Raw genomic sequence first — 26,754 nt, 5'->3', positions numbered from 1 at the left:
GCCCGGCCGCATTGCCTGCGGTGCCCGGCACTGTTTTCGCTGGTATTTCCATCTTGCCACTGGGTAGGGCTTTTAGCTCCGCAGCGTGGCAATGAACTCGTGAATCGACAATTGTTGGTCCAAGAGGTCCCCGACCAGGGCCTTGGTGCCGCGCAGCGGCTCCAGGGTGGCGATGCGCTCGAGCCGGCGCGCCCCGGGCACCGTGAAGGACACCGAATCCCAGCTGGCCGCGACCACGTGCTCCGGGTACTGGCTCAGCACCCGCCCGCGGAAGTACGCGCGGGTGTCGGTCGGGGGGTTCAGCGCCGCCCGGGCGATCTGTTCCGGGGAGTAGAGCGTTTCCATCAGCCCGCGTGCCGCCAGGCGGTGGTACAGGCCCTTTTCCGGGCGGATGTCCGCCCATTGCAGGTCCATCGCCGCGATCCGCGGATCGCTGAAGTCCAGGCCATGGCGCTGGGCGTAGGAGGTCATGAGCTTGTACTTGGCCACCCAGTCCACGGTGGAGGCGGCGGCCATGATGTCGGTTTCCAGCAGCTGCAGCGTTTCCTCCCAGCGCCGCTGGATCTCCACGGTGGCCTCGTCGGTCGCGTCGGTCGCCCCGCTGTGCTCGGCCGCCGCCCGGGCATAGATCCACTGGATCTCCAGGGCGGTGAGCCTGCGCCCGTCGGCGAGCTCGACCTTGGTCTTCAGCGTGGGGTCGTGGCTGATCGCCTGCAGGGCGGCGACCGGATCGCGCAGCTCGAGCTCCGGGGCGGTGCCCGCCTCGATCATGGACAGCACCAGCGCCGTGGTGCCGGTGCGCAGCAGCGTGGAGACCTGCCCGAGGTTCGCGTCCCCGATGATCACGTGCAGCCGGCGGTACTTCTCCCAGTGCGCGTGCGGCTCGTCGCGGGTGTTGATGATCGGGCGGCGGATGGTGGTCTCCAGGCCGATCTGCGCCTCGAAGAAGTCGGCCCGCTGGGAGACCTGGAAGCCCGGGTGCGATCCGAGCATGCCGCGGCCCACCCGCCCGGAGGCGCAGATGACCTGGCGGGTGGCGAAGAACGGGATGAGCCCGGCGGCGATCTTCTCGAAGGGCACCGAGCGGGGCATCAGGTAGTTCTCGTGCGCCCCGTAGGAGACCGACTTGTTGTCGGTGTTGTTCTTGTACAGGTGCACGTCCGGCAGCCCGGCCAGCGACTCGATGCGGCGCACCGCGGCCAGCGCCACGTGGTCCCCGGCCTGGTCCCAGAGCACCGCGTCGAACGGGTTGGTGGTTTCCGGGGAGGAGTACTCCGGGTGGGCGTGGTCGACGTAGAGCCGGGCGCCGTTGCCCAGCACCATGTTCATCAGCACCTCGTGGTCGTACTCGCCGGCATCGTACAGGGTGGAGCCGATGGTCACGTCGCCGCCGGCCAGCGCCACCTGCTCGGCGTCAAGCTCCGGTTCCACGTCCGTGAGCTGGGAGGGGTCCGCCTGCGCGCGCGGCTGGACGAAGCCGCGGGCGTCGTTCAGCGGGGTCTCGTCGGTGTAGTCCCAGTGGGTGCCGGCGATCCTTCCGCGGGCCTCGCGGATGGTCGCCGCGTAGGCGTTGATGACCTGGGCCGAGAGCATCGTCGCATTGGCCCCGGGCATGGCCGGGGCCAGCACCCCGTACTCGGTCTCCAGCCCCATCACGCGGTGCACGCTCACAGGTACTGCCCCGTCTCGTCGGCCCCCGGGGCCTGCAGCGTCTTCCCGCGCCCGTTCTTGTCCGCCACGATGGTGCGGATGAAGGTGATGCGCTCGCCCTTGCGCCCGGAGATCCGCGCCCAGTCGTCCGGGTTGGTGGTGTTGGGCATGTCCTCGTGCTCGTGGAATTCCTCCACCACCGCCGCCAGCAGGTGCTCCATGCGCAACCCGCGCTCCTGACCGGTGAGCAGCGCCTTGATGGCCGACTTCTTGGCCCGGTCCACCACGTTGCGGATCACCGCGCCGGAGGCGAAGTCCTTGAAGTAGAGGATCTCGGTCTCGGTGTTGGCGTAGGTGACCTCGAGGAACTGGTTCTGCTCCCCGGTGGAGTACATGGCATCGACCGTCGCCTGGATCATGGCGCGCACGCAGGCCGCGGGGTCGTTGCCGTGCTCGGCCAGGTCGTCCGGGTGCAGCGGCAAGTCCGCGGTGAGGTACTTGGCGAAGATCTCCGCCGCGCCCTGGGCGTCGGGGCGGCGGATCTTGATCTTCACGTCCAGGCGTCCCGGGCGCAGGATCGCCGGGTCGATCATGTCCTCGCGGTTGGAGGCGCCGATGACGATGACGTTGTCCAGCCGTTCCACCCCGTCGATCTCGGCCAGCAATTGCGGGACGATGGTGGTCTCCACGTCGGAGGACACCCCGGTGCCGCGGGTGCGGAAGAGCGAGTCCATCTCGTCGAAGAACACCACCACGGGGTTGCCGCCGGCGGCCTTTTCCCGGGCCCGGGAGAAGATCAGCCGGATGTGGCGCTCGGTCTCCCCGACGTACTTGTCCAAAAGCTCGGGGCCCTTGATGTTCAGGAAGTAGCTCTTGGCGGTGCCGGTGTCGCCGTTGCGCTCGTTGGTGCGCTCGGAGAGCGAGTGCGCGACGGCCTTGGCGATCAGCGTCTTGCCGCAGCCCGGGGGGCCGTAGAGCAGGATGCCCTTGGGGGCGGTGAGCCCGTGCTCGCGGTAGAGGTCCGGGTGCAGGAAGGGCAGCTCGACGGCGTCGCGGATGGCCTCGATCTGGTCGGACAGCCCGCCGATGTCCGCGTAGGAGATGTCCGGGACCTCTTCGAGGACCAGCGACTGCATGTCGCTCAGGTGCACCTTTTCCAGGGCCAGGCCGGTGCGGGCGTCAAGGGTCAGCACGTCGCCCACGCGCACCACGTCCTTGGCCAGCGGGTGGGCCAGGCGGATGACGCGCTGGTCATCGGCCCGTCCCATGGCCACCACCCGGTGGTCCCCGAGGACCTCCTTGACGGTGACAAGTTCCCCGGACTGCTCGTAGCCCAGGCCGGCGACGATGACCAGGGATTCGTTGAGCAGCACGTCCTGGCCGATCGCCAGCTTCTCGAAGTCAAGCAGCGGGGAGATGCCCACCCGCAGCTTGCGGCCGCCCTGGACGATGTCGGCGGACTGCACCCCGGTCGAGGAGATCGCGGTGCCCGCGGCGGGATGGCTGCGCGGGTGCAGCTCGACGATGGTGCCGTGGCTGAAGGGGGTGTCCCCGTCCTTCTCCAGCCCCGACTTCAGGGCCAGGATCTCCTCGCGGGTGCGCTCGAGCATGGCGACCAGGCGGGAGTTGTTGGCCCCCGCGGAGGCGAGCTGCCTGTCGAGCAGGCGGTTCTTGTCCCGCACCACGTTCAACTGCCGTTCGGCGGCCGCGATCTGGCCCTCCAGCCGTGTGCGGTCAGTTTCGTCGCCCATGTTCCACCCGTTTCGCAAATATTCCGAGAACGCGTGTGCCGGGGTGAACCGGCACACGCCACTGCTGTTCCCATCCTATGCACGGGCGCCGCCCAAAGGCGGAAATGTGACCGCCGCCTCCCCGCGGCGGGCGGGCTATGCCCCGGGGGCCTGGGGGCCGGATTCGGCGTCGGTGCCGGTTTCGGCCGCCTCGGGCAGCGAGCCGCGCTGGGTCATCGACTTGGCGTCCTTCGCGGCGCGGCGCAGCTTGCGGGCCGAGACGCCGCGCTCCCCCAGCGCCTCGTGGTGCCAGGCCTCGGGCTCATCCGAGCGGGTCCAGGTCGCCAGGTCCTCGGCGGAGTAGGTGTGTTCCTTCACGCGCTTGGCGCCGGGGATGCCCACGGCGCCGTCGGCCAGCCGGCGGCAGGTGATCAGGAAGGCGGTGTGCGCGACCATGCGGTGGTCCGGGCGCACCGCCAGGCCCTCGACGTGCCAGCCGCGGACCATGGTCTCGAAGGATTCGGGCTCGGTGTACAGCCCGGTGGCGCGGATCGCCTCGACGGTGCGCGACATCTGCGTCACGGTGGCCACGTAGTTGACCCACACCCCGCCGGGGGCCAGCACGGTGGAGACCGCGTCGACGCATTCCCAGGGCGAGAGCATGTCAAGGACCACGCGGTCCACGGAGCCGGGCTCCTCGGTTTCCAGCACCTTTTCCTGGAAGTCGCCGATGGAGATCTGCCAGGCCGGGTGCGGGCCGCCGAAGACGGTGTCCACGTTGCCGCGGGCGATCTCGGCGAATTCCTCGCGGCGCTCGAAGGAGTGCAGGTAGCCGCCGTCCCCCACGGCGCGCAGCAGCGACATCGACAGGGCGCCGGAGCCGACGCCGGCCTCCACGACGCGGGCGCCGGGATAGATGTCGCCCATCTGGATGATCTGGGCGGCGTCCTTGGGGTAGACCACGGTGGCGCCGCGCGGCATCGAGAGCACGAAGTCCTTCAGCAGCGGGCGCAGCGCCTGGTAGCGGACCTCGGCGGTGTTCTCGACGACCGAGCCCTCGGCCAGGCCGATCAGGTCGTCGTGGAAGAGCACGCCCTTGTGCGTGTGGAACTCCCCGCCCGGGGTCAGCGTGATGGTGTTGATCCGGCGCTTCTGGTCGGTGAGCTGGACCCGGTCTCCGGGGCGGAAGGGGCCGCGGCGGCTGGTGGCCCCGTGGGGGGTGGCTGGCATGTCGCTCATACTCGGTTCTGTGTCCTTAGGTCCTGTGCTGGTGGTGAAGTTCGGTGGTGTTCCCGCTGGCCGGGGCCGTGCGGGATGCCGCGCTAGTGCGGCTTGCCGGTGATGGCGGAGACGATGCGCGCCTGGGACAGCAGCCCGATGACCCGGTGGGAGTCGTCGATGACCGCGTATTCGCTGCCGTGCAGCGTGGCCAGGTAGCCGATCAGGGCGCGGCCGTCGGCGTTCGCGTCGACCACGGCACCGGGGTCAAGGGCGCGGGCGGCGGAGAGCGCGGGGGTTTCGGCGAGCACCGCGGGGTCGATGCCGTGCAGCGTCGCCTCGTCGATCACGGCGACGGGGTTGCCCGCCGTGTCGATGAGGATGACCCGTCCGCCGCGGCTGGCCAGCCGGCCGGTGACCTCCGCGAGGGTGGAGTCCTGGCGGATGGCGGTGGCGGGCTCCATCAGCGCGCGCACGGAGACCAGCGGCAGGCGCAGGCGCAGCTTGGCGTGCGCGATGCCCTGGGAGGCCCCGACCCACATGAACCCGCCGACCAGGATCGCCACGACGAGGACCTGGAAATTGAGGGGTTCGTTGCGGGTCAGCGGGACGATGACGAACCAGCCCACGACCAGCACCACCAGCACCCGCCCGGCCCAGCCGGCGGCAATGGTGCCGCGGTCCTGCGAGCCGGTGTAGCGCCAGACGGCCGATTCGACCAGGCGCCCGCCGTCCAGCGGAAGGCCGGGAAGCACGTTGAAGATCGCGACCAGCAGGTTCGCCCAGATGAGGATGTCCCAGAGCAGGAACACCACGCCGGCCGGCTGCACGAGCAGCAGCAGCAGGTACCCGGCGCCGGCGATCACGAAGTTGGCGGCCGGGCCGGCCATGGCCACGGCCAGCGAGCGGCCCGGGGTGGCGTTGAAGGAGGAGAACTGGGTGTGCCCGCCCCAGAGGTTCAGCGTGATCCGGGCCCCGGGCCAGCCGAAGGACTTTGCCGTCAGGGCGTGCGCGAGTTCGTGGATGAGCACCGAGAAGGCCAGCAGCACCGCGTAGGTGAAGGCGACCAGGTAGGCTCCGGCCCCCAGGTCCGGCCGGGAGCGGGCCACGGTGGGCCCGAAGACCATCACGATGAGCCCGGTGATGACGAACCAGGACCAGGCCAGGGACACGGGGACCCCGAAGACGGAACCCAGCGGAATCCCGTCGCGCTTGGTGGCCGGTTCGCTCATGCGCGCACCCCGGTGGACGCCAGGGCGTCGAGGGCGTTGATGTCCAGGTCCAGCAGCGAGTCGGCGCGGTGCCAGGCGGCGGAGTCGGGCACCGGGGCGATGTGCTCGACGAGCAGCGCGGTGATGCCGCTGGCCGCCGCCGAGGCGATGCCCGGGGCCGAATCCTCGATCCCGATGACGCGGGAGGGCTCCAGGTCGGGCACGTGCCCGCCGAGCAGTTCCAGGCCCAGCAGGTACGGGTCGGGGTGCGGCTTGCCGTGGGCGACCATGTCCCCGGTGACGCGGAAGGCGAAATAGTCCTTGGGCAGCGCCTCGAGCACGGCGGCCGCCAGCGGCTCCTCGGACATGGTCACGAGTCCGCAGGGGATGGACGCGGCGCGCAGCGCCTCCAGCAGTTCCAGCGCACCGGGGCGCCAGTCGACGTGGCGCCGGACCCCGGCCAGGACCTCGCCGGTGAGCCGGTCGATGATCTCGCGCTCGGGCAGCCGGACCCCGGCGCGCTGGAGCGCGGCGGCGGCGTCGGGCAATGCGTTGCCGACCAGCGACAGGGCCTGGGCGTGGCTCCACTTGCCGCCGAATTCGGCCACGAGCCGCCCCTCGGCGGCCATCCAGTGGGGTTCGGTGTCAAGCAGGGTTCCGTCCATGTCCCACAGCACGCCCTGGATCCCGGTGTTCCGGGGGCGCGCGGGCATGGGGTCGCAATTCTGGGTTGGCATGTCCCAATTCTAGTCGGTGCGCACTTGCCCCGGCGACCGGTGCGCGCGCTAGGGTGAGGATGTGAGCGAAGATATGAATGATCCAGTGACACTTTCCTCCCTGGTGGCCGCATCCACGACTCCCGGGCCCGTGCGCCCGGCGATCATGGTGGTGGCCTTCGAGGGCTGGAACGACGCCGGGGACGCCGCCAGCTCGGCCCTCAAGGACATCAAGGCCGCCACCGGCGCCGTGAGGGTCGCGGGCATCGGCGACGACGACTACTACGACTACCAGTTCTCCCGCCCGCAGGTGCGCCGCAATGCCGCCGGCAAGCGGATCATCAAGTGGCCGACGACGCGGATCTACCGCGCGTCGCTGCCCGACGGGCCGGTCGATTTGTTGCTGGTGCGCGGCGTGGAGCCCACCTACCGCTGGAAGGCCTTCATCACCGAGATCCTCACCCGCGCCGAGGAGGAAAACGTGCAGGGCGTGATGGCGCTCGGTTCGCTGCTGGCCGATGTGCCGCACACCCGGCCGATCCAGGCAGCGGTCTCCTCCGACGACGCGGCGGTGCGCGAGGCCCTGGGCGCGCTGCCCGCCACCTACGAGGGACCCACCGGGATCCTGGGGGTGCTGGCCCAGTTCTCCGAGGCCGCGGGCCTGCCCACGCTCTCGATCTGGGCGGCGGTGCCCCACTACGTGGCCCAGGCCCCCTCCCCCAAGGCGCAGCTGGCACTGCTGCACCGGGTGGAGGAGCTGCTGCCGCTGGCCCTGGACCTGCACGAGCTCGGCGAGGACGCCCTGGCGTGGGAGCGCGGGGTCGATGCGCTGGCCACCGGGGACGCCGACATCGCCGCCTACGTGCAGCAGCTGGAGCAGGCGCAGGACGAGACCGAGCTGCCGGAGGCCACCGGCGAGGCGATCGCCCGGGAGTTCGAGCGCTACCTCAAGCGCCGGCACCGCCCGGGCGCGGCGGGGGGACAAGGCCCGGGTGCCCCGGAATCCCCGGGGCCGGGCGGCCCGGCAAACAGCCCGGATTCGCCCGACGGCCCGGATGGGCCGCGGCCCGGCGACTAGCGGCCGCCCACGCAAACGCGTCCCCCGTCCCCTGCCCCGCGAGGGGTCCGGGGACGGGGGACGCGTCTTGGGGCGTGGCCCGGTGTCCGGTTGCGGCTAGGAGAGCTTGAGGCCCAGCAGCGCGTCAAGCGCGTCGGCGAGCAGCTGCCCGCCGGCTTCCAGCGATCCGTCGTCCTCCGCCGCTTCCTGCGCGGAGAAGGCATCGAGCACCGCCAGGGCCGCCGGGGCGTCCAGGTCGTTGGCCAGCTTGGAGCGGATGCGGGTGACGACCGCGGTGGCCTCGGCCAGGGTGGCGGAGCCGATGCGCCGGCGCCAGCGGGCCACGCGCACCTGCGCCTGGGCGAGCAGCTCGTCGGTCCAGAACCAGTCGCTGCGGTAGTGCTGGCCCAGCAGCACCGTGCGGATCGCCACCGGCTCCACCCCGGCGGCGCGGAGCTTGGAAACCAGCACCAGGTTGCCCAGGGACTTGCTCATCTTCTCCCCGTGCAGGCCGACCATGCCGGTGTGCACGTAGGCTTCGGCCAGCGCCTTGCCGTCAAGGGCCGCGGCGTGTCCGGCGGAGAATTCGTGGTGCGGGAAGATCAGGTCCGATCCGCCGCCCTGCACGGTGAAGGGGGCGGGCAGGAAGCGGCGGGCGATGACCGAACACTCGATGTGCCAGCCCGGGCGCCCGGAGCCCAGCGTCGCGCCGTCCCATTCCGGTTCCCCGGCGCGGGCCACGCGCCACAGCAGCGGGTCAAGGGCGTCGCGCTTGCCCGGGCGCGCCGGGTCTCCCCCGCGCTCGGCGAAGAAGCCGAGCATGGTTTCGCGGTCATATCCGCTCACGGTGCCCAGTTCCCAAGCCTCGGATGCCGCGGCGGCGGCGTCGAAGTAGATGTCCCCGTCGGGTTCCCCGTTCTCCCCCGGGACGGCGTAGGCCAGGTCCTTGGCGACGAGCTCCTCGACGAGCGGGACCAGCCAGGTGATGGATTCCACGGCGCCGATGTAGTGCTCCGGCGGGATGACGTTCAGTGCCTCCATGTCGGCGCGGAACAGGTCGGTCTGCTCCTTGGCCAGCACCTGCCAGTCCACCCCGGTGGCGGCGGCGCGCTCCAGCAGCGGGTCGTCGATGTCGGTGACGTTCTGCACGTAGGTGACCTTTCGGCCGGCGTCGCGCCAGGTGCGCTGCAGCAGGTCGAAGGCGACGTAGGTGGCGGCGTGCCCCATGTGGGTGGCGTCGTAGGGGGTGATGCCGCAGACGTAGATGCTCGCCGGCGCGTTGGACGCTTCGGCCGGGGCGGTGTCCTTCAGCCGTCCGGCGGAGGTGTCGTGCACCTGGAGGATCGGTGCGTTTCCCGGGACATGCGGGACGGTGGGCGCGGACCATGCAAGCACGGGGCGTCCTTTCTCTTAGGTGATTGCCCGAACGTGGCCGGGCGCAGTGCAGTTACTTGGAACAAGTCCAAAGGACCCCGCGGTTATTCCGCATTGGGGGATCCGGTTTTGCTAGGCGTTGATCACACCGAAGCCCAGCAGCAGGTACAGGGCCAGGCCAAGGGCCACGCGGTACCAGACAAAGATGCGGTAGCTGTGCGAGGAAACGTACTTCAGGAACCAGCCGACGATCACGAAGCCGACGACGAAGGCGATGAGCGTGGCCAGGCCGGTCTGCGGCAGCGAGTACACGCCGGGCTCGTCAAAGGACTTGGCCAGCTTGTACAGCCCGGAGGCGAAGACCGCGGGGATGGCCAGCAGGAACGAGTAGCGGGCCGCCGCTCCGCGGGTGTAGCCCATGAACAGCCCGGCGGTGATGGTGCCGCCGGAGCGCGAGACCCCGGGAATCAGGGCGAGGGCCTGGGCGAGGCCGAAGAGGATGCCGTGCCTGGTGGTCAGCGAGGTCAGCTCGCGTTCCTGCTTGCCGTAGTAGTCGGCAACCGCCAGGATCAGGCCGAAGACCACCAGGGTGGTCGCCACGATCCACAGCGAGCGGAACGAGGTGTCGATCTGCTCCTCGAAGAGCAGTCCCAGCACCGCGATGGGGATGGAACCGACGATGATCAGCCAGCCCATCCTGGCGTCGGGGTCGCTGTGCGGCACCCGGCCGCGCAGCGCGTTGAACCAGGCGCCGATGATCCGCACGATGTCCTTCCAGAAGAACACCAGCACCGCGCTCTCGGTGCCCAGCTGCGTGATCGCGGTGAACGCGGCGCCGGGGTCGGCCGCGTTGGGCAACAACTCCCCGACGATGCGCAGGTGGGCGCTGGAAGAGATGGGGAGAAATTCTGTCAAACCCTGGATGAGCCCCAGGAATGCCGCTTCAAACCAATTCACGTACCGACACTACTTCACCAAGGCGCGGCAACGCCCATTGGCACTCCACGCGGAGCCGAACTTAATACCGTGGTCGCAGCCGCGCGGACGGCTCCGGCGGGTCGGCCGCGCCGGTGCTCCCCGGGGGCCGGTTTGCCCGCCTACCGGGTGCGGGGTTCGACCTGGTCGTCCCCGTCGTACGGATCGTCGTCGTCGCTTTCCTCCACCACGCTCAGGGGCAGGAATTCCTCGTAGGCCTCGTAGAGTGCGTCCTCGTACTCCTCAAATGCGTCGGCAACGGCCAGGAACGCCGAGCTGATCGAGGCGTCCTGGGCGCCGCGTTTTGCGGCAACCGCCGAAAGGTGTTCTTCGAGGCAGCTGGTCAATACACTGAGGGCAACACGCGGGTCTGTACTCATGTGTTCGACGTTACAGGCACAAGCCACACTATGGACAGGGTCATGATTGAAAAGAAAATCCCCGTAGCACGCCCCGGTGACCAGATGCCCGGGGACCCCGGGCACCTCTTCGAATACCTGGTCATCACCGCCCGCCCGGGCGAGCACCGCTCGGTCGCCCGCGCCGCGCTGCGTGAGCATTCCGAGTACGGAAAATGGGAATTGGTGCGCACCTGCCTCTACGAGGGCGGCGGCCAGAAGCACTGGATGCGCAGGCGCGTCATGCGGGTCAAGCCGACCATGAACCTCAGCGCCTGAGCCCCGCCACGCCCGCGGCGGCTACGCGCTGGGCGGGCCCAAAAGCCATGAGGCCACAGTGGAGTGGGCCGATTCGGCGTCCGAGGGGTGGTACAGGCTGGCCAGCGCGTCGCGGTAGAGGCGCTCGAGCTCCGAGCCGCGGAAGTACTGCCCGCCGCCGGAGACCTTGGCGGCGATGTCGATACAGGACCGGGCCGCGTCCCCGGCCGCGGTGCGCAGCGTGACCAGCCGCGGGAACCAGGATGCCCCGTGGTCAACCAACTCGTCGAGGTCCCGGGTGGTCATCCGCAGCATCGAATCGAGCCTCAGGACCTCCATCCCCGCATTGGCCACCTGCCACCGGATGTCCGGGTCCTGGTCGTAGGTGCGCCCCCCGAACTTCAGCGAGCTGCGCCTGGCGGGGTTCGCCGCGGCCAGCTCCATGCCGCGCTCGGCCAGCCCCACGTAGACGGAGGCCGTCAGCGAGAGGAACGAGGCGAAGATGCCGAAGACGAGCGGATCGGGCACCGGCCCGACGGGCAGCCTGGTATGGATGTGCTCGGCCGGCACGCGGGCGTCGGTGAGAACGGTGGAGTTCGACTGGGTGGCGCGCATGCCCAGGGTGTTCCAGTTCTGCGGGATCTCGATGCCGGGCGCGTCGCGGTGCAGGAAGCCGTGGACCAGCTGCCCGTCGGCGGTGCTATCGTCCTTGCCGAAGACCCCGAGCCGGGTCCACACCGGGGCCAGCGAGGTGAAGACCTTGGTGCCGGTGAAGGCGTAGGAGCCGTCGGCGGCGGGCACCGCGCGGGTCACCGAGTCAAAAAGGACCTCGTCGTTGCCGGCCTCCGACACGCCGAAGGCCATGACCTCCCCCGCCTGCACCCAATCCAGCACCATCTCCAGGCGGTCGTCCCCGCGGGCGGCCAGCAAAGTGGCGACCCCGGTCCACACCAGGTGCATGTTCACCGCCAGCGCCGTGGCCGGGGCGTGGGCTCCGAGCAGGCGCTGGGCGGCCGTCATGCTTTCCATCCCCCAGCCCAGGCCGCCGCGCGACTCCGGCAGCATCGCGCGCAGGTAGCCGGCCTCCGTGAGTTCGGCAAAGTCCTCGGCGCAGAAGGTGTTCTCGGCGTCGTAGTGCGGCGCCCGGCCCCGGAACCGCTCGAGCATTTCGGGTACGAGGACCTCGTTGATGGTTTTCATGCGTGTGGACTTCACTTTCGGCTGGGGTGGAGGTCGGCGCTTTCCGGGCGGCGGGCCCGGGGAGCCGTCAGTAGGTGGTCAGCAGGTCGCGCAGCACGCGGGTGCCGAACTTCAGCGAATCGACGGGGACGCGCTCGTCGACGCCGTGGAACATGCCGGTGAAGTCCAGTTCGGCCGGCAGGCGCAGCGGCGCAAATCCGTAGCCGGTGATGCCCAGCCGGGACAGTGCCTTGTTGTCGGTGCCGCCGGAGAGCATGTAGGGCAGCACCACCGCCTCCGGGTCCTCACGATTCAGCGCGGCGACCATGGAATCGACCAGGTTCCCGGCAAAGGGAACCTCCAGCGCGCGGTCCAGGTGCAGCGCGGACAGCTCCACATCCGCCCCGGCCAGGGCGCGCAGCGTTTCCATGACCTGCTCGTGTTGTCCCGGCAGCGTGCGGACATCCAGCAGCGCCTCGGCGGCCCCGGGGATCACGTTGTGCTTGTAGCCGGCGGAGAGCACCGTGGGGTTGGCGGTGTTCTGCAAGGTGGCGCCGACGAAGCGGGCGACGTTGCCCAGCTCCGCCAGCAGCACCTGCGGGTTGTCGTCGGTGAACGCGATGCCGGTCATCTCCGAGACACCCTGAAGGAAGGCGCGCGTGGTGTCGGTGTAGGAGATCGGCCAGTCGTGTTCGCCGATGCGGGTGATGGCCGCGGCCAGCCGGGTCACCGCGTTCTCCTCGTTGATCTGCGAACCGTGCCCGGCGCGCCCGGCGGCGGTGAGCTTGAGCCAGGCGATGCCCTTCTCCGCGGTCTGCAGCAGGTAGGCGCGCCTGCCGTCGATGGTGGCGGAGAACCCGCCGACCTCGCTGATGGCCTCGGTGGCGCCCTCGAAGAGCTCGGGGTGGTTCTCCACCATCCAGCGTGCCCCGTAGTCGCCCCCTGCCTCCTCGTCGGCAAAGAAGGCGAAGACCAGGTCGCGGCGCGGCCGGGTGCCGCTGCGCCGCATCTCGCGCATGACGGCCAGGATCATCGCGTCCATGTCCTTCATGTCCACCGCGCCGCGGCCCCAAATCATCCCGTCCTTGATCTCCGCGCCGAAGGGATCCACCGACCACTCGTCCTTGAACGCCGGCACCACGTCCAGGTGGCCGTGCACGATCAGGGCAGGCAGGGACTTGTCGGTGCCCTCGATCCGGGTGACGACGTTGGCGCGGCCCTGGGCGGATTCCAGCACCTTTGCCTCGAGCCCGACCTCGGCGATCAATTCGGCCACGTATTCGGCGGCCTTGCGCTCCCCCGAGCCTTCGTTGTTGCCGTAGTTGGTGGTGTCGATCCGGATCAGCGCCTGGCAGATGCCGGCGACCTCATCCTCGGCGACAACGGTGGCCGGGGCGTTCTGCGCAGCTGACATGGGGGAATCCTTCTGTCTCTCGGGGTGGGAGGTCGAACTGCCTCCACCCTATCGAGGTATGCGTTCACCGCGCGAGGGGTATCACGGCGCGGGTCGCGGGGCGGGCTCCCCCGGACACGAGAAAACCCCCGACCTGACTTTCGTCTGGTCGGGGGTTGATCCGTGCGAAGGAGGGGACTTGAACCCCCACCCACTTACGTGGACTAGCACCTCAAGCTAGCGCGTCTACCATTCCGCCACCCTCGCTGGTGGCCGCTGCACCGGAGCAGTTCGTGAAGAACTTTGTTTCCGTTGTCCGCGGCGAGATAAGACTCTAGCACGGGTTTGGGGCGCACTTCAATTCGGGGTCTCCCGCGCCCAAAAACCCCGGGTTTACAAGGCTATTTGCGCTCAAATCGGCGGAAAACCCCGCCCCGCCCGGGAATTTGTGAGCAGGGTCATATCCGCGTGCCGCCAAAACGGGTTTTCCCGCGTTCCGGGCAACACGACGCCGGGCCCGCGGCGTTGCATAGGATGGTCGTGTTCCCTCGCCCGATGACAGATCGGACGGCACACGGGAACCCAGATTCCACATTCTCGTTTGTAGGCGGCCGAGCACCGATGTCAGATTCCAGCACCCTTCCCACGCGCATCGCGATGATTTCCCTGCACACCTCCCCGCTGGAACAGCCGGGAGCCGGGGACGCGGGCGGGATGAACGTCTACATCCGCCACCTGGCGCTCGCCTTGGCCGAGCGTGGCGTGTGCGTCGATGTCTTCGTCCGGGCCGCCGGCGACACCAGGGCAGTGGAAATGGCCCCGGGGGTCACCTGCCACGAGGTGCGCTCCGGCCCCGCCGGCAAGCTGGGCAAGGAGGAGTTGGCCGAGCACCTGGACGAGGCGGCCCTGGCGATCCGGCGATATGCGGCAGGCCTCGCCCCCTACGACGCGATCCACTCGCACTACTGGCTTTCCGGGATCGTGGGGCTGCACCTGCGTGACGCGTGGCAGGTTCCGCTGGTGCACACCATGCACACCATGGGTAAGGTCAAGAAACTCTCCGCCCACACCGAGGAATCCGGTGCCCGCATCCGCGGTGAAATGCTCCTGGCCAAACAGGCCGACCGGCTCACGGCCAACACCCCCGCCGAGGTCGAGGAACTGGTCCACCTCTACGGCGCCGACGCGGCGGCACTGGACGTCGTTGAGCCCGGCGTGGACCTCGGCGTCTTCAGCCCCGGAGTGTGCGCGAAACGCGAAGGCGTACCAAATTCGCTGCGCGTGGTCTTCGCCGGGCGCATCCAGAAGCTCAAGGGCCCGCAGATCCTGGTGCGGGCCCTGGCGATCCTCGCCCGCGAACGGCCCGAGCTCGATGTGAAGCTCTCGGTCATCGGGGCGCGTTCGGGGTCCAAGGAGCTGAACCTGCAAAAACTTGTCGAGGAAGAGTCGGTGGAGCACCTGGTGCGTTTCTCGCTGCCGATGCCCGCCGCGCACCTGGCCAGGGCCTTCCGCCTTGCCGACGTGGTGGCGGTCCCCTCCTACAGCGAGTCCTTCGGCTTGGTGGCCCTCGAGGCACAGGCCTGCGGAACCCCGGTGCTGGCCAGCCGCGTCGGCGGGCTGCCCTATGCGGTGCAGGACGGGCAAACCGGCATCCTGGTCGACGGTTCCGAGCCAGCCGCCTGGGCCGTGGCCCTGGCGAAGCTCGCGGCCGACGAGCCGCTGCGCCGCATCCTGGGGCGGCAGGCGGCCGAATTCGCCGCGGGGCACGGGTGGGAACAAACCGCCGTGGCTGCCTTGTCCTCCTATGCCGGCGCGATCCTGCGCAAGACCACGCGCGGGGCGGGCGCCTCCCACGCCGGATAGCGAGTCAGGTGCCGCGGGCCGGAATTGCGGCGCCCCGCGGACCCAAGAGGCCTGCGGGGCACCGTCCGCGGGCCGGAGGCACCGGCGTGCGTGCGCGTTCCCTAAAGCGCGGTGATCGAGCCGCTGAAGTGCGGCTTGCCGCTGCGCGCCCCCCACCCGCTGAAGGTGGTGCGGCCCGCGCCGACGTCGAACGCCACGTCCACGGTGGAGGGCAGGAACACCGGGGTGGCGAACTCGATCTCCCAGTCGTAGCCGGTGCCGTGCGGCGCGGCCGCGGCCAGCGCGCGCCCGGCCAGGTACATGCCGTGCGCAATCGCCCGCTTCATGCCCAGCGCCCTGGCCGAGGCGGCCGAGAGGTGGATCGGGTTGTAGTCACCCAGCACCGCCGCATAGGCGCGCCCGGTGTCGGCCGCCAGCTTCCACGAGGCGGTGCGCCCCGGGGCGGCGAAGGCCGCATGCGGTTCGGCCGGTGCGCCCGGCCCGGCCCCGGGCCAGACCCCGCGGGCCAGGTAGGTGGAAACCCCGCGCCAGACCACCTCGGAGCCCTCGCTAACCTCGACCACCAGGTCGAGCTGGGTGCCGGCGCGGTGCCCGCGCAGGTTCTCGGCGTGTGCGGTGGCCGAGAGCGTGGCTGCCGGCGAGATCGGCCGGACGTGGGTGGCCTTGTTGGCCAGATGCACCATGCCCAGCAGCGGCAGCGGGAAGTCCTCGCGCACCATCACCGACATGGCCAGCGGGAACACCATCCCGTGCACGAAAACGCTGGGCAGCGTATCGCGCAGGGTGTCGCCCATCATCCGCTGGTAGTCAACCAGCTTTGCGGCATCGACCCGCAGGCTGTCCAGGTGGTGTTCGACCTGCGGCAGCGCTCCGCCGGCGGGTTTGGCACCGGGAAACAGGGCGGTAAGCCGCGCGCCGGCGGCCCGGGCATAGAGCGTGGCCAGCGAGGGGGCGGCGGCGAGCACCATCCGGGTGCGCGCGCTCATGCCCCCACCAGGGACTGCCCGCACACCCGCAGGGTGCGCCCGTTGATGCCCGCTGCCGCGTCGGAGGCCAGGAAGCCGATGGCCTCCGCGACGTCGACCGGCAGCCCGCCCTGCATCAGCGAGGGCATCAGCATCCGGGCCACGGCCCGCGTTGCCACCGGGATCTTGGCGGTCATGTCGGTCTCGATGAAACCGGGTGCCACCGCGTTGATGCCGCCGCCCTTGGCCGCGAAGGCCGCCGCGGAGGCCCGCACCATGCCGATGACCCCGCCCTTGGAGGCGGCGTAGTTGGTCTGTCCTCGGTTCCCGGCGATGCCGGAGGTCGAGGCCAGCGACACGATGCGCAGCCCCGGCAGGTTCGCGGCGAGGAATGCCTCGTTCATGGCCAGCTGCGAGGAGATGTTCACCGCGATGACCGAGTCCCAGCGGGCCGCATCCATGTTGGCCAGCAGCTTGTCGCGGGTGATCCCGGCGTTGTGGATGACGATGTCCAGGTGCCCGTGGCGCGCCAGGGCGTGCTCGATGATCTTCTCGCCGGCGTCCGGGCGGGTGATGTCAAGTTGCAGGGCGGTGCCGGAGACCTGGTTGGCGACCTTCGCCAGCGCGTCCCCGGCCGCCGGGACATCGACCACCACCACGGTGGCTCCGTCGCGGTGCAGCGTGGCGGCGATGGAGGCCCCGATGCCGCGGGCGGCGCCGGTGACCACGGCGACCTTCCCGGCCAGCGGCCTGCCGAAGTCCTCCGGCAGCTTTCCCTCGGCCGAGTCGACGGCAAGGAACTGCCCGCTGACGTAGGCGCTGCGGCCCGAGAGCAGGAAGTGCAGTGCGGCAAGCGCGGAGGGGGCGGTGGCGGGAACGCCCTCGGCGAGGACGATGCCGTTGGCGGTGGCCCCGCCGCGCAGTTCGCGGCCGACCGAGCGCAGGGCACCGTCGATGCCCTGGCGCACGGCGGCAACCGCGGGGGCGTCGGCGGGCAAGGCCGGGCGGCTGATGCCCACCACGCGTCCGCCCGGCGCCAGCTGGCGCAGCGCCGCTCCCGCCGCAAGCATCGGCGCCGACAGTTCGCCCGGGTCGGCAAGCTCGTCGAGCAGCAGCACGATCCCGCCGAGCCTTGCCACCCCGACGGCGTGCCGGCGCACGTCAAGCCCCCAGGCCAGCAGCGTGTCGGCGAGTTCCTGCGCGCCGGAGGAATCCCCCAGCAGCAACAGTGGGCCGGGGACCAGCGGCGCGCCGGGTGTGTGGCGGCGCAGGATCGAGGGGCGCGGCAGGCCCAGGGACTTGGCGAGGTTCTTGGTGAAGCCGGAGTTCACGAGCTCCAGGTACTTGTCGGCCATGATCAGCGTGCCTCCAGGATCGCCACGACGCCCTGCCCGCCGGCGGCGCACACCGAGATCAGGCCGCGGCCCGAACCCTTTTCGTGGAGCATCTTCGCCAGGGTGGCCACGATGCGTCCGCCGGTGGCGGCGAAGGGGTGGCCGGCGGCCAGCGAGGAGCCGTTGACGTTGAGCTTGCTGCGGTCGATGGACCCCAGCGGGGCGTCCAGGCCCAGCTTGTTCCTGCAGAAGTCCTCGCTTTCCCAGGCTGCCAGCGTGGAGAGCACGGTGCCGGCGAAGGCCTCGTGGATCTCGTAGAAGTCGAAGTCCTGCAGCGTGAGGTTGTTGCGCTCCAGGATCCGGGCCACCGCGTAGGCCGGGGCCATCAGCAGACCCTCGGCGCCGTGCACGAAGTCCACGGCGGCGGCCTCGAAGTCCACGAAGTTGGCCAGCATCGGCAGGTCGTTTTCGCGGGCGTACTCCTCGGAGCCCAGCAGCACCGCGGAGGCGCCGTCGGTCAGCGGGGTGGAGTTGCCCGCCGTCATGGTGGCATCGGCCCCCAGGTTCCTGCCGAAGGCGGGCTTCAGGGTGGCGAGCTTCTCCAGCGTGGAGTCGGCGCGCAGGTTCGTGTCCCTTGAGACCCCGGCAAACGGGGTGATGAGGTCGTCGAAGAAGTTCCGCTCGTAGGCCGCCGCCAGGTTCTTGTGGCTGGCCAGGGCGAGCTCGTCCTGGGCCTCGCGGCTCACGTTCCAGGCCTTGGTGGTGATCGCCTGGTGGTCGCCCATCGACAGGCCGGTCCGCGGCTCGCCGGTGCCCGGGGCGTGGGGGGCGAGGTCGCGGGGGCGGAACTTGGACAGCGCCTTGAGCTTGGCGCTGGTGGAACGGGCGCGGGACAGGTCCATGAGCACCGCCCGCAGGCCCTCGGAAACGGCGATCGGGGCATCCGAGGTGGTGTCAACGCCGCCGCCGATGGCCGAGTCGATCTGGCCCAGCTTGATCTTGTTGGCCAGCGACCCGATGGCCTCCATGCCGGTGGCACAGGCCATCTGCACGTCGTAGGCGGGGGTCTGCGCGGACAGCGAGGTCCCCAGCACGGATTCACGCACCAGGTTGAAGTCCTTGGAGTGCTTGAGCACGGCGCCTGCGGCGACGGCTCCCAGGCGCTGGCCCTGCAGGCCGAAGCGGGCGATGAGCCCGTCAAGGGCTGCGGTGAGCATGTCCTGGTTGCTGGCCTTGGAGTAGGCGCCGTTGGATCGGGCAAAGGGGATGCGGTTTCCGCCGATGACGACGGCCGGACGGATGGCTTGCAATGGTTCGGACATGCTGTGGTGCTCCCGGGGCAGATGTGAGGTGGATTACTGATACCCAGCGTACCTGATACGCTGGGTATCGTGAACAACCCCCAACCCATGGACACGGCGGATGCGCAGTCCGAGACAGCCGGCGACGGCCGCTCGGCGCGCTGGGACACCCATCGCGCCGCCCGCCGCCTCGAATTGATCAAGCTTGCACGGCACACCATCCACCGGCAGGGCCCCGGCGCCTCCATGGAGGACATTGCCGCGCGGGCCAACACCTCCAAGTCGGTGTTCTACCGGTACTTCGGCGACAAGGAGGGCCTGCGCCAAGCCCTGGGAGCCTATGTCATCACGAATTTCCGCGCCCAGGTGATCGCCGCCGCCCGCCAGAGCACCGGCGAGGGCGAAGCGCTGCACGCCATGGTGCTCGCCTACCTGCAGATGGCCTCCACCTCGCCGAACATCTACTTCTTTGTCACCGCCAACCCGGTCACCGACCTGCTCACCGACCCGGCGGCCGAACCTGACCCAAACAGCGGCAGCGGCGCGCTGAACGGCTTCTTCGACGAGCTCACCTCCATGATGCGCACCCGCATGCACTCCTATATGGGCATCCCGGAGGGGCAACACGCCTCGGCAGCCCTGGAGCTGTGGCCGCGCGCCTCCATCGGCATGGTCCGCGCCGCCGGCGAACTCTGGCTGCGCGCCCCCGACACGCCCGAGCGCCCCGGCATCGAGGAGCTCGCCGCATCCATCACCTCGTGGCTCACCCGCGGCGTCGCCCCACAGGTCGACCGCGGGTTTGCCCCGGCACCACCAGCGTCACCCCACAACCAGGCAAGCCCCACCGAAAGGCAGACACGCCCGTGACAACCGAACAAATTTCCCCCCAGGCCACCGATACCGCCGTTGACGTGGCGGCCCTTGGCGAGCAGCTGCTGGGCCGCTGGGCGTCCATCCGCAAGGAAGCCCGCGCCCTGGCCGGCACCGAGGCAGTGCGCGGCATCCCGGGCCTGGGCATGGACGAGCACCGCGAACGCGTTTTCACCCAGCTGCACGAGCTGGTCAATGCCGGTAGCGTGCACCGCGCCTTCCCCACGCGCCTGGGCGGGCAGGACAACCACGGCGGCTCCGTCGCCAGTTTCGAGGAACTGGTCACCGCCGACCCGTCGCTGCAGATCAAGGCGGGGGTCCAGTGGGGCCTGTTCGGCTGCGCGGTGCTGCACCTGGGCACCGAGGAGCACCACAACAAATGGCTGCCGGGCATCATGAGCCTGGAGATCCCCGGCGCGTTTGCGATGACGGAGATCGGCCACGGCTCCGACGTCGCCTCGATCGGCACCACCGCCACCTACGACCCCGACGCGCAGGAATTCGTTGTCAACACGCCGTTCAAGGCCGCCTGGAAGGAATTCCTGGGCAATGCCGGGGTCCACGGCAAGGCCGCGGTGGTCTTCGCGCAGCTCATCACCAATGGCGTGAACCACGGCGTGCACGCCTTCTACATGGACATCCGGGACGAGAACGGCTTCCTGCCCGGAATCGGCGGGCAGGACGACGGGCTCAAGGGCGGGCTGAACGGCATCGACAACGGCCGGCTGCACTTCACCAACGTGCGCATCCCGCGCACCAACCTGCTCAACCGCTACGGGGACGTCACGGCCGACGGGACCTATTCCTCGCCCATCCACTCCCCGGGCCGCCGCTTCTTCACCATGCTCGGCACCCTGGTACAGGGCCGGGTCTCGCTGGACGGGGCCGCCACCGCCGCCTCGAAGATCGCCCTGCAGATCGCGGTGACCTACGGCAACCAGCGCCGCCAGTTCAACGCCTCCTCGGACGTGCAGGAGGAAACGATCATGGACTACCAGCGCCACCAGCGCCGGCTGATCCCGCGCCTGGCCCGCACCTATGCCGCGTCCTTCGCGCACGAGGAATTGCTGGAGAAGTTCGACGGCGTGTTCTCCGGGGCCACGGACACCGATGCGGACCGCCAGGACCTGGAGACCCTGGCCGCGGCCCTGAAGCCGCTGAGCACCTGGGACGCGCTTGACACCCTGCAGGAGGCCCGCGAGGCCTGCGGCGGCGCCGGGTTCATCGCGGCAAACCGCTTCGCCGCGCTGCGTGCCGACCTGGACATCTACGTCACCTTCGAGGGCGACAACAACGTGTTGCTGCAGCTGGTGGGCAAACGCCTGCTCACCGACTACGGCCAGGAGTTCCGCCAGCTCAACGCCGGGGTGCTCGCCCGCTACGTCGTCAAGCAGGCCGAGAACGTGGCGCTGCACCGCACCGGGCTGCGCTCGGTCGGCCAGGCCTTCGCCGACACCGGGGACGAGCGCAAGAGCGCGAACTTCTTCAAGGACGAGGCCAACCAGCGCGCCCTGCTCACCGACCGGATCGGTTCCATGGTCGGGGAGATCGCCGATTCGCTGCGCGGGGTCGACACCAAGGACCGTGCCGCCGCGGCGGCCGCCTTCAACGTGAACCAGGACGCGCTGATTTCCGCCGCCCGCGCCCACGGCGAGCTGCTGCGCTGGGAGGCCTTCACCGCCGCACTGGGCAACACCGCCGATGCCGGAACCCGCACGGTGCTGACCTGGCTGCGCGACGTGTACGCCCTGTCCCTGATCGAGGAGAACCTCGGCTGGTACCTGATGAACGGGCGGCTGTCGATGCAGCGCGCACGCACCCTCACCGGCTACATCAACATCCTGCTCGCCCGCCTGCGCCCACACGCCCAGGACCTGGTCGACGCCTTCGGCTACGGGCCCGAGCACCTGCGCGCGGACATCGCCGACGGGTCGGAGCAGGAGCGCCAGGACGAAGCCGCGGAATACCACCGCCGGCTGCGCGCCAGCGCCGACGCGCCCATCGACGAGAAGGTGCTGATCGCCCGCGAAAAGGCCGCCAAGAAGGCGGCGCACCAGGCGGCGAAAAACAGGTAGCCGGCCGGGCACCCTTTCGGGGAGGGCGGCGCGGGCCAAGCGGCAGGCAACTGCACGCGGGCCGGCCCCGCCCTCCCCGTCCGTGCTGGGTGGCGCCTAGCAGCGCGCCCGTTGGATGAAGGTCGCGGCGCCCGGACCCGCGAGCTCACCCTCGCCCACGGGACGGCCCGAGACCGCCAGCAGCAGCGTGATCGCAGGGCCGCGAACGTCGTTCCCGGCACCATGTTCGAATGCCGCATCGGTGGCAACCAACGTGAACCCCGCGGCCAGCTCCTTCCCGCCGCCCATCTTCACGCTGGTGCGCACCTGGTGGGCCAACGCCGTGGCGACCTGGGCGGCCGGGTAATCACCCTGCATGCCCAGCGGACGACGAATGTCCTCCCCGTGCACGAAGGCCTCTACCAGCCGCGTGGCAGGGGCGGCCGGCGGGGTGCTGGTGCGCGTGAGCACGTCGCGGAACCCGGCCAGGGTTTCCGCGGGGTCCTGGCGACGCTGCGCGGTGACGCCGGCGGCGTTGTCCTTGTCGAAATCGAATCCGGCAAGGACCAGGCGGCGCATGAAGCCCAACCTCGTGGTCTTGGCGGTGTCCGTCAGATGGGCCAGCACGTCATGGACATCCCAGCCGGGGCACAGCGACGGTGTCTTCCATTGGCCTGGTTCCAGGCTTTCGAGGTCCTTGAGCAACGCCAGCCTTTCGGCGTGCACCACGGGCCAGACATCAAAGTTGCGTCGAGGGGTCATGGAACCACCCAAGCAGCGGCGCAGCGTGTTGGCAAGAAGACCGGTCATGGCCGCTGGGCCCCGCGGCGGATACGGCACGCCGCGATTCCCGCTTTTCGGCTGCCACCTCGGGATACGCCCGGCTCCGAGGTGCCCTAAATCCGTGGATTCCGGTTCAGCCGGAGTGCGCCGTCGCATAGAATTGATGCAACGCGGCTTATGAAAGGGCGATACTCCCCCATGAAGAAGAACTCAATTTTTGCTCGACTGTTCCGAATTGGAAAGTCCAACGCCAACGCTGCGCTGGATGCGCTGGAGGATCCGCAGAAGATGCTGGACCAGCAGGTTCGCGACTACTCCAACAACATTTCGCAGGCGGAGACCGCGGTGGCGCAGACCATCGGCAACCTGCGCATGCTCGAGGACGACTACAAGATCGCCGTAAACGATGCGCGCGAATGGGGCCAGAAGGCGTTGGCCGCCTCCAACAAGGCCGAGGAATACACGGCCGCCGGCGACAGCGTCAACGCCGAGAAGTTCAACAAGCTGGCCACCCTGGCCATCCAGCGCCAAATGGCCAGCGAGAAGCAGGCCAGCAACGCCGAACCGAATATCGCCTCGCAGCGCGAGATCGTGGAGAAGCTCAAGACCGGGCTGAACACCATGGGCACCAAGCGCCAGGAACTGGTTGCCAAGCGCGACGAGCTGGTGGCACGCGCCCGCAACGCCAAGACCCAAGGCCAGATGATGGACGCGGTCAAGGCCCTGGACATGAACGACCCGACCTCGGAAATCAACCGGTTTGAATCCAAGATCCGTGCCGACGAGTCGCGCGTGCGCGGCGCGGCGGAACTCGCCGCATCCTCCCTCGATGCACAATTCGCTTCCCTCGAGGACCTGGGCGAGGCCACCGAGGTCGAGGCCCGCCTGGCCGCCCTGAAGGGCGAAAGCAACATCCTGGAGCAGGGCTCTGCCGCGCCCCAGCTCGAGGAAGCCGCGGCTCCCTCGGAAATCGAGGCCCGCCTGGCCGCACTGAAGGCCAAGAACCAGTAGCGCCCGGCCCGGAGCGGAAACGGCCCCGCTACCGGCACCAAAGGTGGCGGATGCGAACGACTCGCGTCCGCCACCTTTTGCGTGCCCCGAAGACGGCCCGCCCAGAGATCTGTGTGCAGCCGGCCCGAACGGCAGTGGCCTCGTCGCTGCCTCGCCGTCCGGTTGCGGCGCCGGGGGCCCTGCTCCCCTTCATCAGGTGCCCGGCACCCCGTGGGCCGCTTCAATAGGAAGTCTTCATGGCCTTCCTGACCTCTTCCAAGGTTGCCTCCGCCACGGCGTTGGCGTGTTCGTTCCCCTTGCGGAGCACGCTGCGAATGATGCCCGGATCCTGCGCATAGTCCATCCGCCGTGCCCTGATCGGCGCCAGGAACTCATTCACGGCCTCGGTCACCACTGTCTTGAGGGCTCCGGATCCCCCGTCGCCGATGTCCTCGGCGACCGCGTGGGGATCCCTGTCCAGGCACAGCGCGGCCAGCAGCACCAGGCTGGAAACCTCGGGCCGGGCCGCCGGGTCGTAGGAGATGCGCCGGATCGAATCGGTCCTTGCGCCGCGAATCAGCCGTGCCGTTGCATCGGCGTCGTCGGCCAGGGCGATGGCGTTGCCGCGGCTCTTGCTCATCTTCCCGCCATCTGTGCCCAGCAGCAGCGGGGCGGCCGACAGAAGTGCCGCGGGTTCCGGGAAGATGTCCGCCCGCGGGGAATACCGGGCGTTGAAGCGCCGCGCGATCGTGCGCGTGAGTTCGAGGTGCGGCAACTGGTCCTGGCCCACCGGCACGACGTTGGCCTTGCAAAACAGGATGTCAGCGGCCTGGTGCACCGGATAGGTGAACATCAGCCCGCTGACCGAGGACTGCCTTGAATGCGCGATCTCGTCCTTGACGGTGGGGTTCCTGCCCAGTTCCGCCACGGACACCAGGGAGAGGAAGGGCAGGAGCAGCTGGTTCAGGGCAGCGACGGCGCTGTGCGTGAAGATCGTCGCACGGGCCGGGTCGATGCCCACGGCGAGGTAGTCAAGCACCAGGCCCTGGACCGCGGCGTCGAGGTTCTCCGCCACGTCCCGGTCCGTCAGGACCTGGTAGTCCGCGACGAGGATGAAGGACTCGACGCCGAGATCCTGCAACCGCACCCGGTTCTGCAGCGTGCCGAAGTAGTGGCCCAGGTGCAGTCGCCCCGTGGGACGGTCTCCGGTCAACACCCGGTAGCGGCCCGGGTCGGCGTGCAGGCCTTGCTCGATCGGGGATCTGCCCCCGGCGGCGGAGGTACCGACGGACGAGGTCGTGGTGGCTTGCTGGTGCTGTTGCAACTGGTGCTCCCTGGGACTGGTTCTTGTCGCCGTTCGCCCGGCCGGACACAGAACCCCCTCCAGGGGGCACAACAATGGCCGTCCTTGCGAACGGCCTGGTGTCAATCACGAAACGCGGCTGTTCCTAGGGGGAACGCCACCACGCAAGACTCCGTGAATTGATCATGGACCCATCCTAAGCCCGCGACGCGGCGGTCCCGTTCGGTGCGTGCCGATCCGGCCGGAAAGTGCCGTTGGTCGCATGCGCCGAACGATTATCCGCCCGCCGGGTGCCGGCCGGTAGACTTGATGGCGACATGACTGAGAATTATTCTGCGGCCGATGCGGCCGGCAACGACGAAATCTTTACCGACGCCGAGCTCCAGGCGGCGCTCAAGGTGCTGGGCCAGGTGCACCGCCTGGACGCCGAGGACGAGCGCCACGTTGCCGTGCGCCGGGCCACGGGAAAGATGTTCAAGGCTGCCAAGAGGCACCGCAAGAACGAGAAGCGCTCGGCCATCAACGCCGCGGACCGCGCGGTCGTGGAACGCACCGCCACCGGCTCCCCGCAGCGCCTGGACGACGAGACCCTCGGCCTTGACCTGAGCACTCCGACCGAGGAGCACACCGCCGGGGAATACATCAAGCCGCGCGGCTGCTACATCTGCAAGCAGCGCTACACCACGGTCGACGCCTTCCACCACTACCTGTGCCCGGAGTGCGCCGCTGCCGGGCGCGAACGCCGCGACGCCCGCGCCGACTTGACCGGCAAGCGCGCGCTGCTCACCGGGGGACGCGCCAAGATCGGCATGCACATCGCCCTGCGGCTGCTGCGCGACGGCGCCCACACCACCATCACCACGCGCTTCCCGCGCGACGCGGCCCGCCGCTTTGCAGCGCTGGAGGACTCCGCCGACTGGATCCACCGCCTGCGCATCGTCGGCATCGACCTGCGCGATCCCTCCCAGGTGATCTCGCTGGCCGACCGCGTCGCCGCCGAGGGCCCGCTGGACATCTTGATCAACAACGCCGCGCAGACCGTGCGCCGCACCTCGAACTCCTACCTGCACCTGGTCGAGTCCGAGTCCCAGCCGCTTCCTGCCGAGCTCGAATACGCGGCCGGCGGCCCCGAGGTCTGGGGCGAGGCCAATCCCCCCTCCGAGCACCCGCGCGCGCTGGCCAGCGCCTTCCGGCTGGAGGACTCGGCGCTGCTGGTCCCCGCCACTCCCACCACCTACGACGCGCAGGCCGTGGCCGACCTGGCGATGACCGCGGGCTCCGCGTCGCTGGAGCGCATTGCCGCCGGCACCGCAATCGACGCCGGCGGGCTGGTGCCCGACGTGGTCACGGAAAATTCCTGGACGCAGATCCTGGGCGACGTGGACGCACTGGAAATGCTCGAGGTGCAGCTGTGCAACGTCACCGCTCCCTTCCTGCTGGCCTCGCGCCTGCGCCCGGCGCTGGCCGCGTCCGATGCGCACCGCAAGTACATCGTGAACGTCTCCGCCATGGAGGGCCAGTTCTCCCGCCGCTACAAGGGCGCCGGGCACCCGCACACCAACATGGCCAAGGCCTCGCTGAACATGCTCACGCGCACCAGCGCCGAGGAAATGCTGGCCACGGACCGGATCCTGATGTCCGCGGTGGACACCGGATGGATCACCGACGAGCGCCCGCACGACTCCAAGGTCCGCATGGTCGCCGAGGGCTGGCACGCGCCGCTTGACCTGATCGACGGCGCGGCCCGGGTCTACCAGCCGATCGTCGACGGGGAACGCGGCATCGACCTCTACGGCTGCTTCCTGAAGGACTACGAGCCCTCCCCCTGGTAGGAACTGCGCCTGCGCCGCCATCCACGGTGACCCGGTCCCCGTCGGCCGGCACGCTGGTGCCGGTACGGGTGCCCATCACCGCGGGGATGCCATATTCGCGGGCCACGATGGCGGTGTGCGAGCCCATGCCGCCGGTGTCGACCACCACGGCGGCCGCGCGCTGGAACAGCGGCGTCCAGGACGGACTCGTGTAGGGGCAGACCATGATCTCCCCGGCGCGGAGCTCCCGAAGCCTTCGGGCCCCATGATCACGCGCACCGTACCCGTGGCCGTGCCCCGGCTGGCCGGCGTGCCGGTCGG

Annotated in this window: 22 protein-coding genes, 1 tRNA gene and 1 pseudogene; 7 read left to right on the top strand and 17 right to left on the bottom strand. The window is 69.6% G+C overall.

Annotated elements, in window-relative coordinates; genetic code table 11:
• Positions 1-72: 72 nt before the first annotated feature.
• From dop to AC6CHY_RS13705, 5 genes are all read right to left on the bottom strand, one after another.
• A complete protein-coding gene (dop, locus tag AC6CHY_RS13725; protein ID WP_498227104.1) occupies positions 73-1,653 on the bottom strand; it encodes a depupylase/deamidase Dop in 1,581 nt (526 codons plus the stop codon).
• A gap of 14 nt (positions 1,654-1,667) precedes the next feature.
• Positions 1,668-3,401: a proteasome ATPase gene (arc, locus tag AC6CHY_RS13720; protein ID WP_217388025.1), complete on the bottom strand. Its 1,734-nt coding sequence runs from the start codon at positions 3,399-3,401 to the stop codon at positions 1,668-1,670.
• 135 nt (positions 3,402-3,536) lie between these two features.
• Positions 3,537-4,619: a tRNA (adenine-N1)-methyltransferase gene (locus AC6CHY_RS13715; RefSeq protein WP_217388026.1), complete on the bottom strand. Its 1,083-nt coding sequence runs from the start codon at positions 4,617-4,619 to the stop codon at positions 3,537-3,539.
• An 83-nt stretch (positions 4,620-4,702) separates the two neighbouring features.
• A complete protein-coding gene (locus AC6CHY_RS13710) occupies positions 4,703-5,830 on the bottom strand; it encodes a site-2 protease family protein (protein ID WP_217388027.1) in 1,128 nt (375 codons plus the stop codon).
• Complete coding sequence (locus tag AC6CHY_RS13705) at positions 5,827-6,546, bottom strand: HAD family hydrolase (RefSeq protein ID WP_217388028.1); 720 nt, start codon at positions 6,544-6,546, stop codon at positions 5,827-5,829. Before AC6CHY_RS13705 ends, AC6CHY_RS13710 begins: the two co-directional genes overlap by 4 nt.
• A gap of 73 nt (positions 6,547-6,619) precedes the next feature.
• On the opposite strand from AC6CHY_RS13705, the gene AC6CHY_RS13700 reads away from it, so the two are divergent.
• The gene (locus AC6CHY_RS13700; protein ID WP_217388290.1) at positions 6,620-7,603 is read left to right on the top strand and encodes a PAC2 family protein; all 984 of its coding nucleotides are present in this window, start codon (positions 6,620-6,622) and stop codon (positions 7,601-7,603) included.
• A gap of 96 nt (positions 7,604-7,699) precedes the next feature.
• Here the strand turns inward: AC6CHY_RS13700 and mshC are convergent, their stop codons facing one another.
• From mshC to AC6CHY_RS13685, 3 genes are all read right to left on the bottom strand, one after another.
• Positions 7,700-8,977, bottom strand: coding sequence for a cysteine--1-D-myo-inosityl 2-amino-2-deoxy-alpha-D-glucopyranoside ligase (gene mshC / locus AC6CHY_RS13695; RefSeq protein WP_217388029.1), 1,278 nt, complete (start codon positions 8,975-8,977; stop codon positions 7,700-7,702).
• A 111-nt stretch (positions 8,978-9,088) separates the two neighbouring features.
• Positions 9,089-9,913: an undecaprenyl-diphosphate phosphatase gene (locus tag AC6CHY_RS13690; RefSeq protein WP_498227085.1), complete on the bottom strand. Its 825-nt coding sequence runs from the start codon at positions 9,911-9,913 to the stop codon at positions 9,089-9,091.
• 140 nt (positions 9,914-10,053) lie between these two features.
• Positions 10,054-10,311, bottom strand: coding sequence for a hypothetical protein (locus AC6CHY_RS13685; protein ID WP_217388031.1), 258 nt, complete (start codon positions 10,309-10,311; stop codon positions 10,054-10,056).
• Positions 10,312-10,395: 84 nt separating this feature from the next.
• Here AC6CHY_RS13685 and AC6CHY_RS13680 point away from each other — a divergent pair, with 84 nt between their 5' ends.
• A complete protein-coding gene (locus AC6CHY_RS13680) occupies positions 10,396-10,608 on the top strand; it encodes a DUF5703 family protein (protein WP_217388291.1) in 213 nt (70 codons plus the stop codon).
• Positions 10,609-10,629: 21 nt separating this feature from the next.
• Here the strand turns inward: AC6CHY_RS13680 and AC6CHY_RS13675 are convergent, their stop codons facing one another.
• The 3 genes from AC6CHY_RS13675 to AC6CHY_RS13665 form a co-directional block, all read right to left on the bottom strand.
• Positions 10,630-11,787 carry an acyl-CoA dehydrogenase family protein gene (locus tag AC6CHY_RS13675; RefSeq protein ID WP_217388032.1) on the bottom strand — a complete coding sequence of 386 codons (1,158 nt, stop codon included), beginning with the start codon at positions 11,785-11,787 and terminating at the stop codon, positions 10,630-10,632.
• A gap of 67 nt (positions 11,788-11,854) precedes the next feature.
• Positions 11,855-13,180 (bottom strand): M20/M25/M40 family metallo-hydrolase, encoded by a 1,326-nt coding sequence (locus tag AC6CHY_RS13670; protein WP_498227084.1) that lies wholly within the window; start codon positions 13,178-13,180, stop codon positions 11,855-11,857.
• Positions 13,181-13,343: 163 nt separating this feature from the next.
• Positions 13,344-13,426, bottom strand: a tRNA-Leu gene (locus AC6CHY_RS13665).
• A gap of 354 nt (positions 13,427-13,780) precedes the next feature.
• On the opposite strand from AC6CHY_RS13665, the gene AC6CHY_RS13660 reads away from it, so the two are divergent.
• Positions 13,781-15,022 carry a glycosyltransferase gene (locus tag AC6CHY_RS13660; protein WP_498227083.1) on the top strand — a complete coding sequence of 414 codons (1,242 nt, stop codon included), beginning with the start codon at positions 13,781-13,783 and terminating at the stop codon, positions 15,020-15,022.
• A 101-nt stretch (positions 15,023-15,123) separates the two neighbouring features.
• Here the strand turns inward: AC6CHY_RS13660 and AC6CHY_RS13655 are convergent, their stop codons facing one another.
• The 3 genes from AC6CHY_RS13655 to AC6CHY_RS13645 are packed head-to-tail and all read right to left on the bottom strand — an operon-like array spanning position 15,124 to position 18,643.
• Complete coding sequence (locus AC6CHY_RS13655; protein WP_498227082.1) at positions 15,124-16,008, bottom strand: MaoC family dehydratase; 885 nt, start codon at positions 16,006-16,008, stop codon at positions 15,124-15,126.
• A complete protein-coding gene (locus AC6CHY_RS13650) occupies positions 16,005-17,342 on the bottom strand; it encodes a 3-oxoacyl-ACP reductase (protein ID WP_498227081.1) in 1,338 nt (445 codons plus the stop codon). The genes AC6CHY_RS13655 and AC6CHY_RS13650 overlap by 4 nt, the downstream gene beginning before the upstream one ends.
• Positions 17,343-17,344: 2 nt before the next feature.
• On the bottom strand, positions 17,345-18,643 hold the full coding sequence (locus AC6CHY_RS13645; protein WP_498227080.1) for an acetyl-CoA C-acetyltransferase: 1,299 nt from the start codon (positions 18,641-18,643) through the stop codon (positions 17,345-17,347).
• Positions 18,644-18,712: 69 nt separating this feature from the next.
• Between AC6CHY_RS13645 and AC6CHY_RS13640 the strand changes: the two genes are divergently transcribed.
• Positions 18,713-19,489 carry a TetR/AcrR family transcriptional regulator gene (locus AC6CHY_RS13640; RefSeq protein WP_336245041.1) on the top strand — a complete coding sequence of 259 codons (777 nt, stop codon included), beginning with the start codon at positions 18,713-18,715 and terminating at the stop codon, positions 19,487-19,489.
• Positions 19,486-21,567 (top strand): acyl-CoA dehydrogenase family protein, encoded by a 2,082-nt coding sequence (locus AC6CHY_RS13635; protein ID WP_498227079.1) that lies wholly within the window; start codon positions 19,486-19,488, stop codon positions 21,565-21,567. The genes AC6CHY_RS13640 and AC6CHY_RS13635 overlap by 4 nt, the downstream gene beginning before the upstream one ends.
• A gap of 96 nt (positions 21,568-21,663) precedes the next feature.
• Here AC6CHY_RS13635 and AC6CHY_RS13630 read toward each other — a convergent pair whose 3' ends face one another.
• The gene (locus AC6CHY_RS13630) at positions 21,664-22,308 is read right to left on the bottom strand and encodes a maleylpyruvate isomerase family mycothiol-dependent enzyme (RefSeq protein WP_498227078.1); all 645 of its coding nucleotides are present in this window, start codon (positions 22,306-22,308) and stop codon (positions 21,664-21,666) included.
• Positions 22,309-22,527: 219 nt separating this feature from the next.
• On the opposite strand from AC6CHY_RS13630, the gene AC6CHY_RS13625 reads away from it, so the two are divergent.
• Complete coding sequence (locus AC6CHY_RS13625) at positions 22,528-23,340, top strand: PspA/IM30 family protein (protein WP_217388039.1); 813 nt, start codon at positions 22,528-22,530, stop codon at positions 23,338-23,340.
• 220 nt (positions 23,341-23,560) lie between these two features.
• Here the strand turns inward: AC6CHY_RS13625 and trpS are convergent, their stop codons facing one another.
• On the bottom strand, positions 23,561-24,643 hold the full coding sequence (gene trpS / locus AC6CHY_RS13620) for a tryptophan--tRNA ligase (RefSeq protein ID WP_498227077.1): 1,083 nt from the start codon (positions 24,641-24,643) through the stop codon (positions 23,561-23,563).
• A 296-nt stretch (positions 24,644-24,939) separates the two neighbouring features.
• Here trpS and AC6CHY_RS13615 point away from each other — a divergent pair, with 296 nt between their 5' ends.
• Positions 24,940-26,454: an SDR family NAD(P)-dependent oxidoreductase gene (locus tag AC6CHY_RS13615; protein ID WP_498227076.1), complete on the top strand. Its 1,515-nt coding sequence runs from the start codon at positions 24,940-24,942 to the stop codon at positions 26,452-26,454.
• Positions 26,455-26,521: 67 nt separating this feature from the next.
• Here AC6CHY_RS13615 and AC6CHY_RS13610 read toward each other — a convergent pair.
• A pseudogene (locus AC6CHY_RS13610) lies at positions 26,522-26,659 on the bottom strand (PEP-utilizing enzyme); the annotation flags it as partial.
• Between the last annotated feature and the right edge of the window lie 95 nt (positions 26,660-26,754).

It is taken from the genome of Paeniglutamicibacter sp. GQ140, from assembly GCF_059759235.1.
This window is presented reverse-complemented; position numbering and strand designations above follow the sequence as displayed.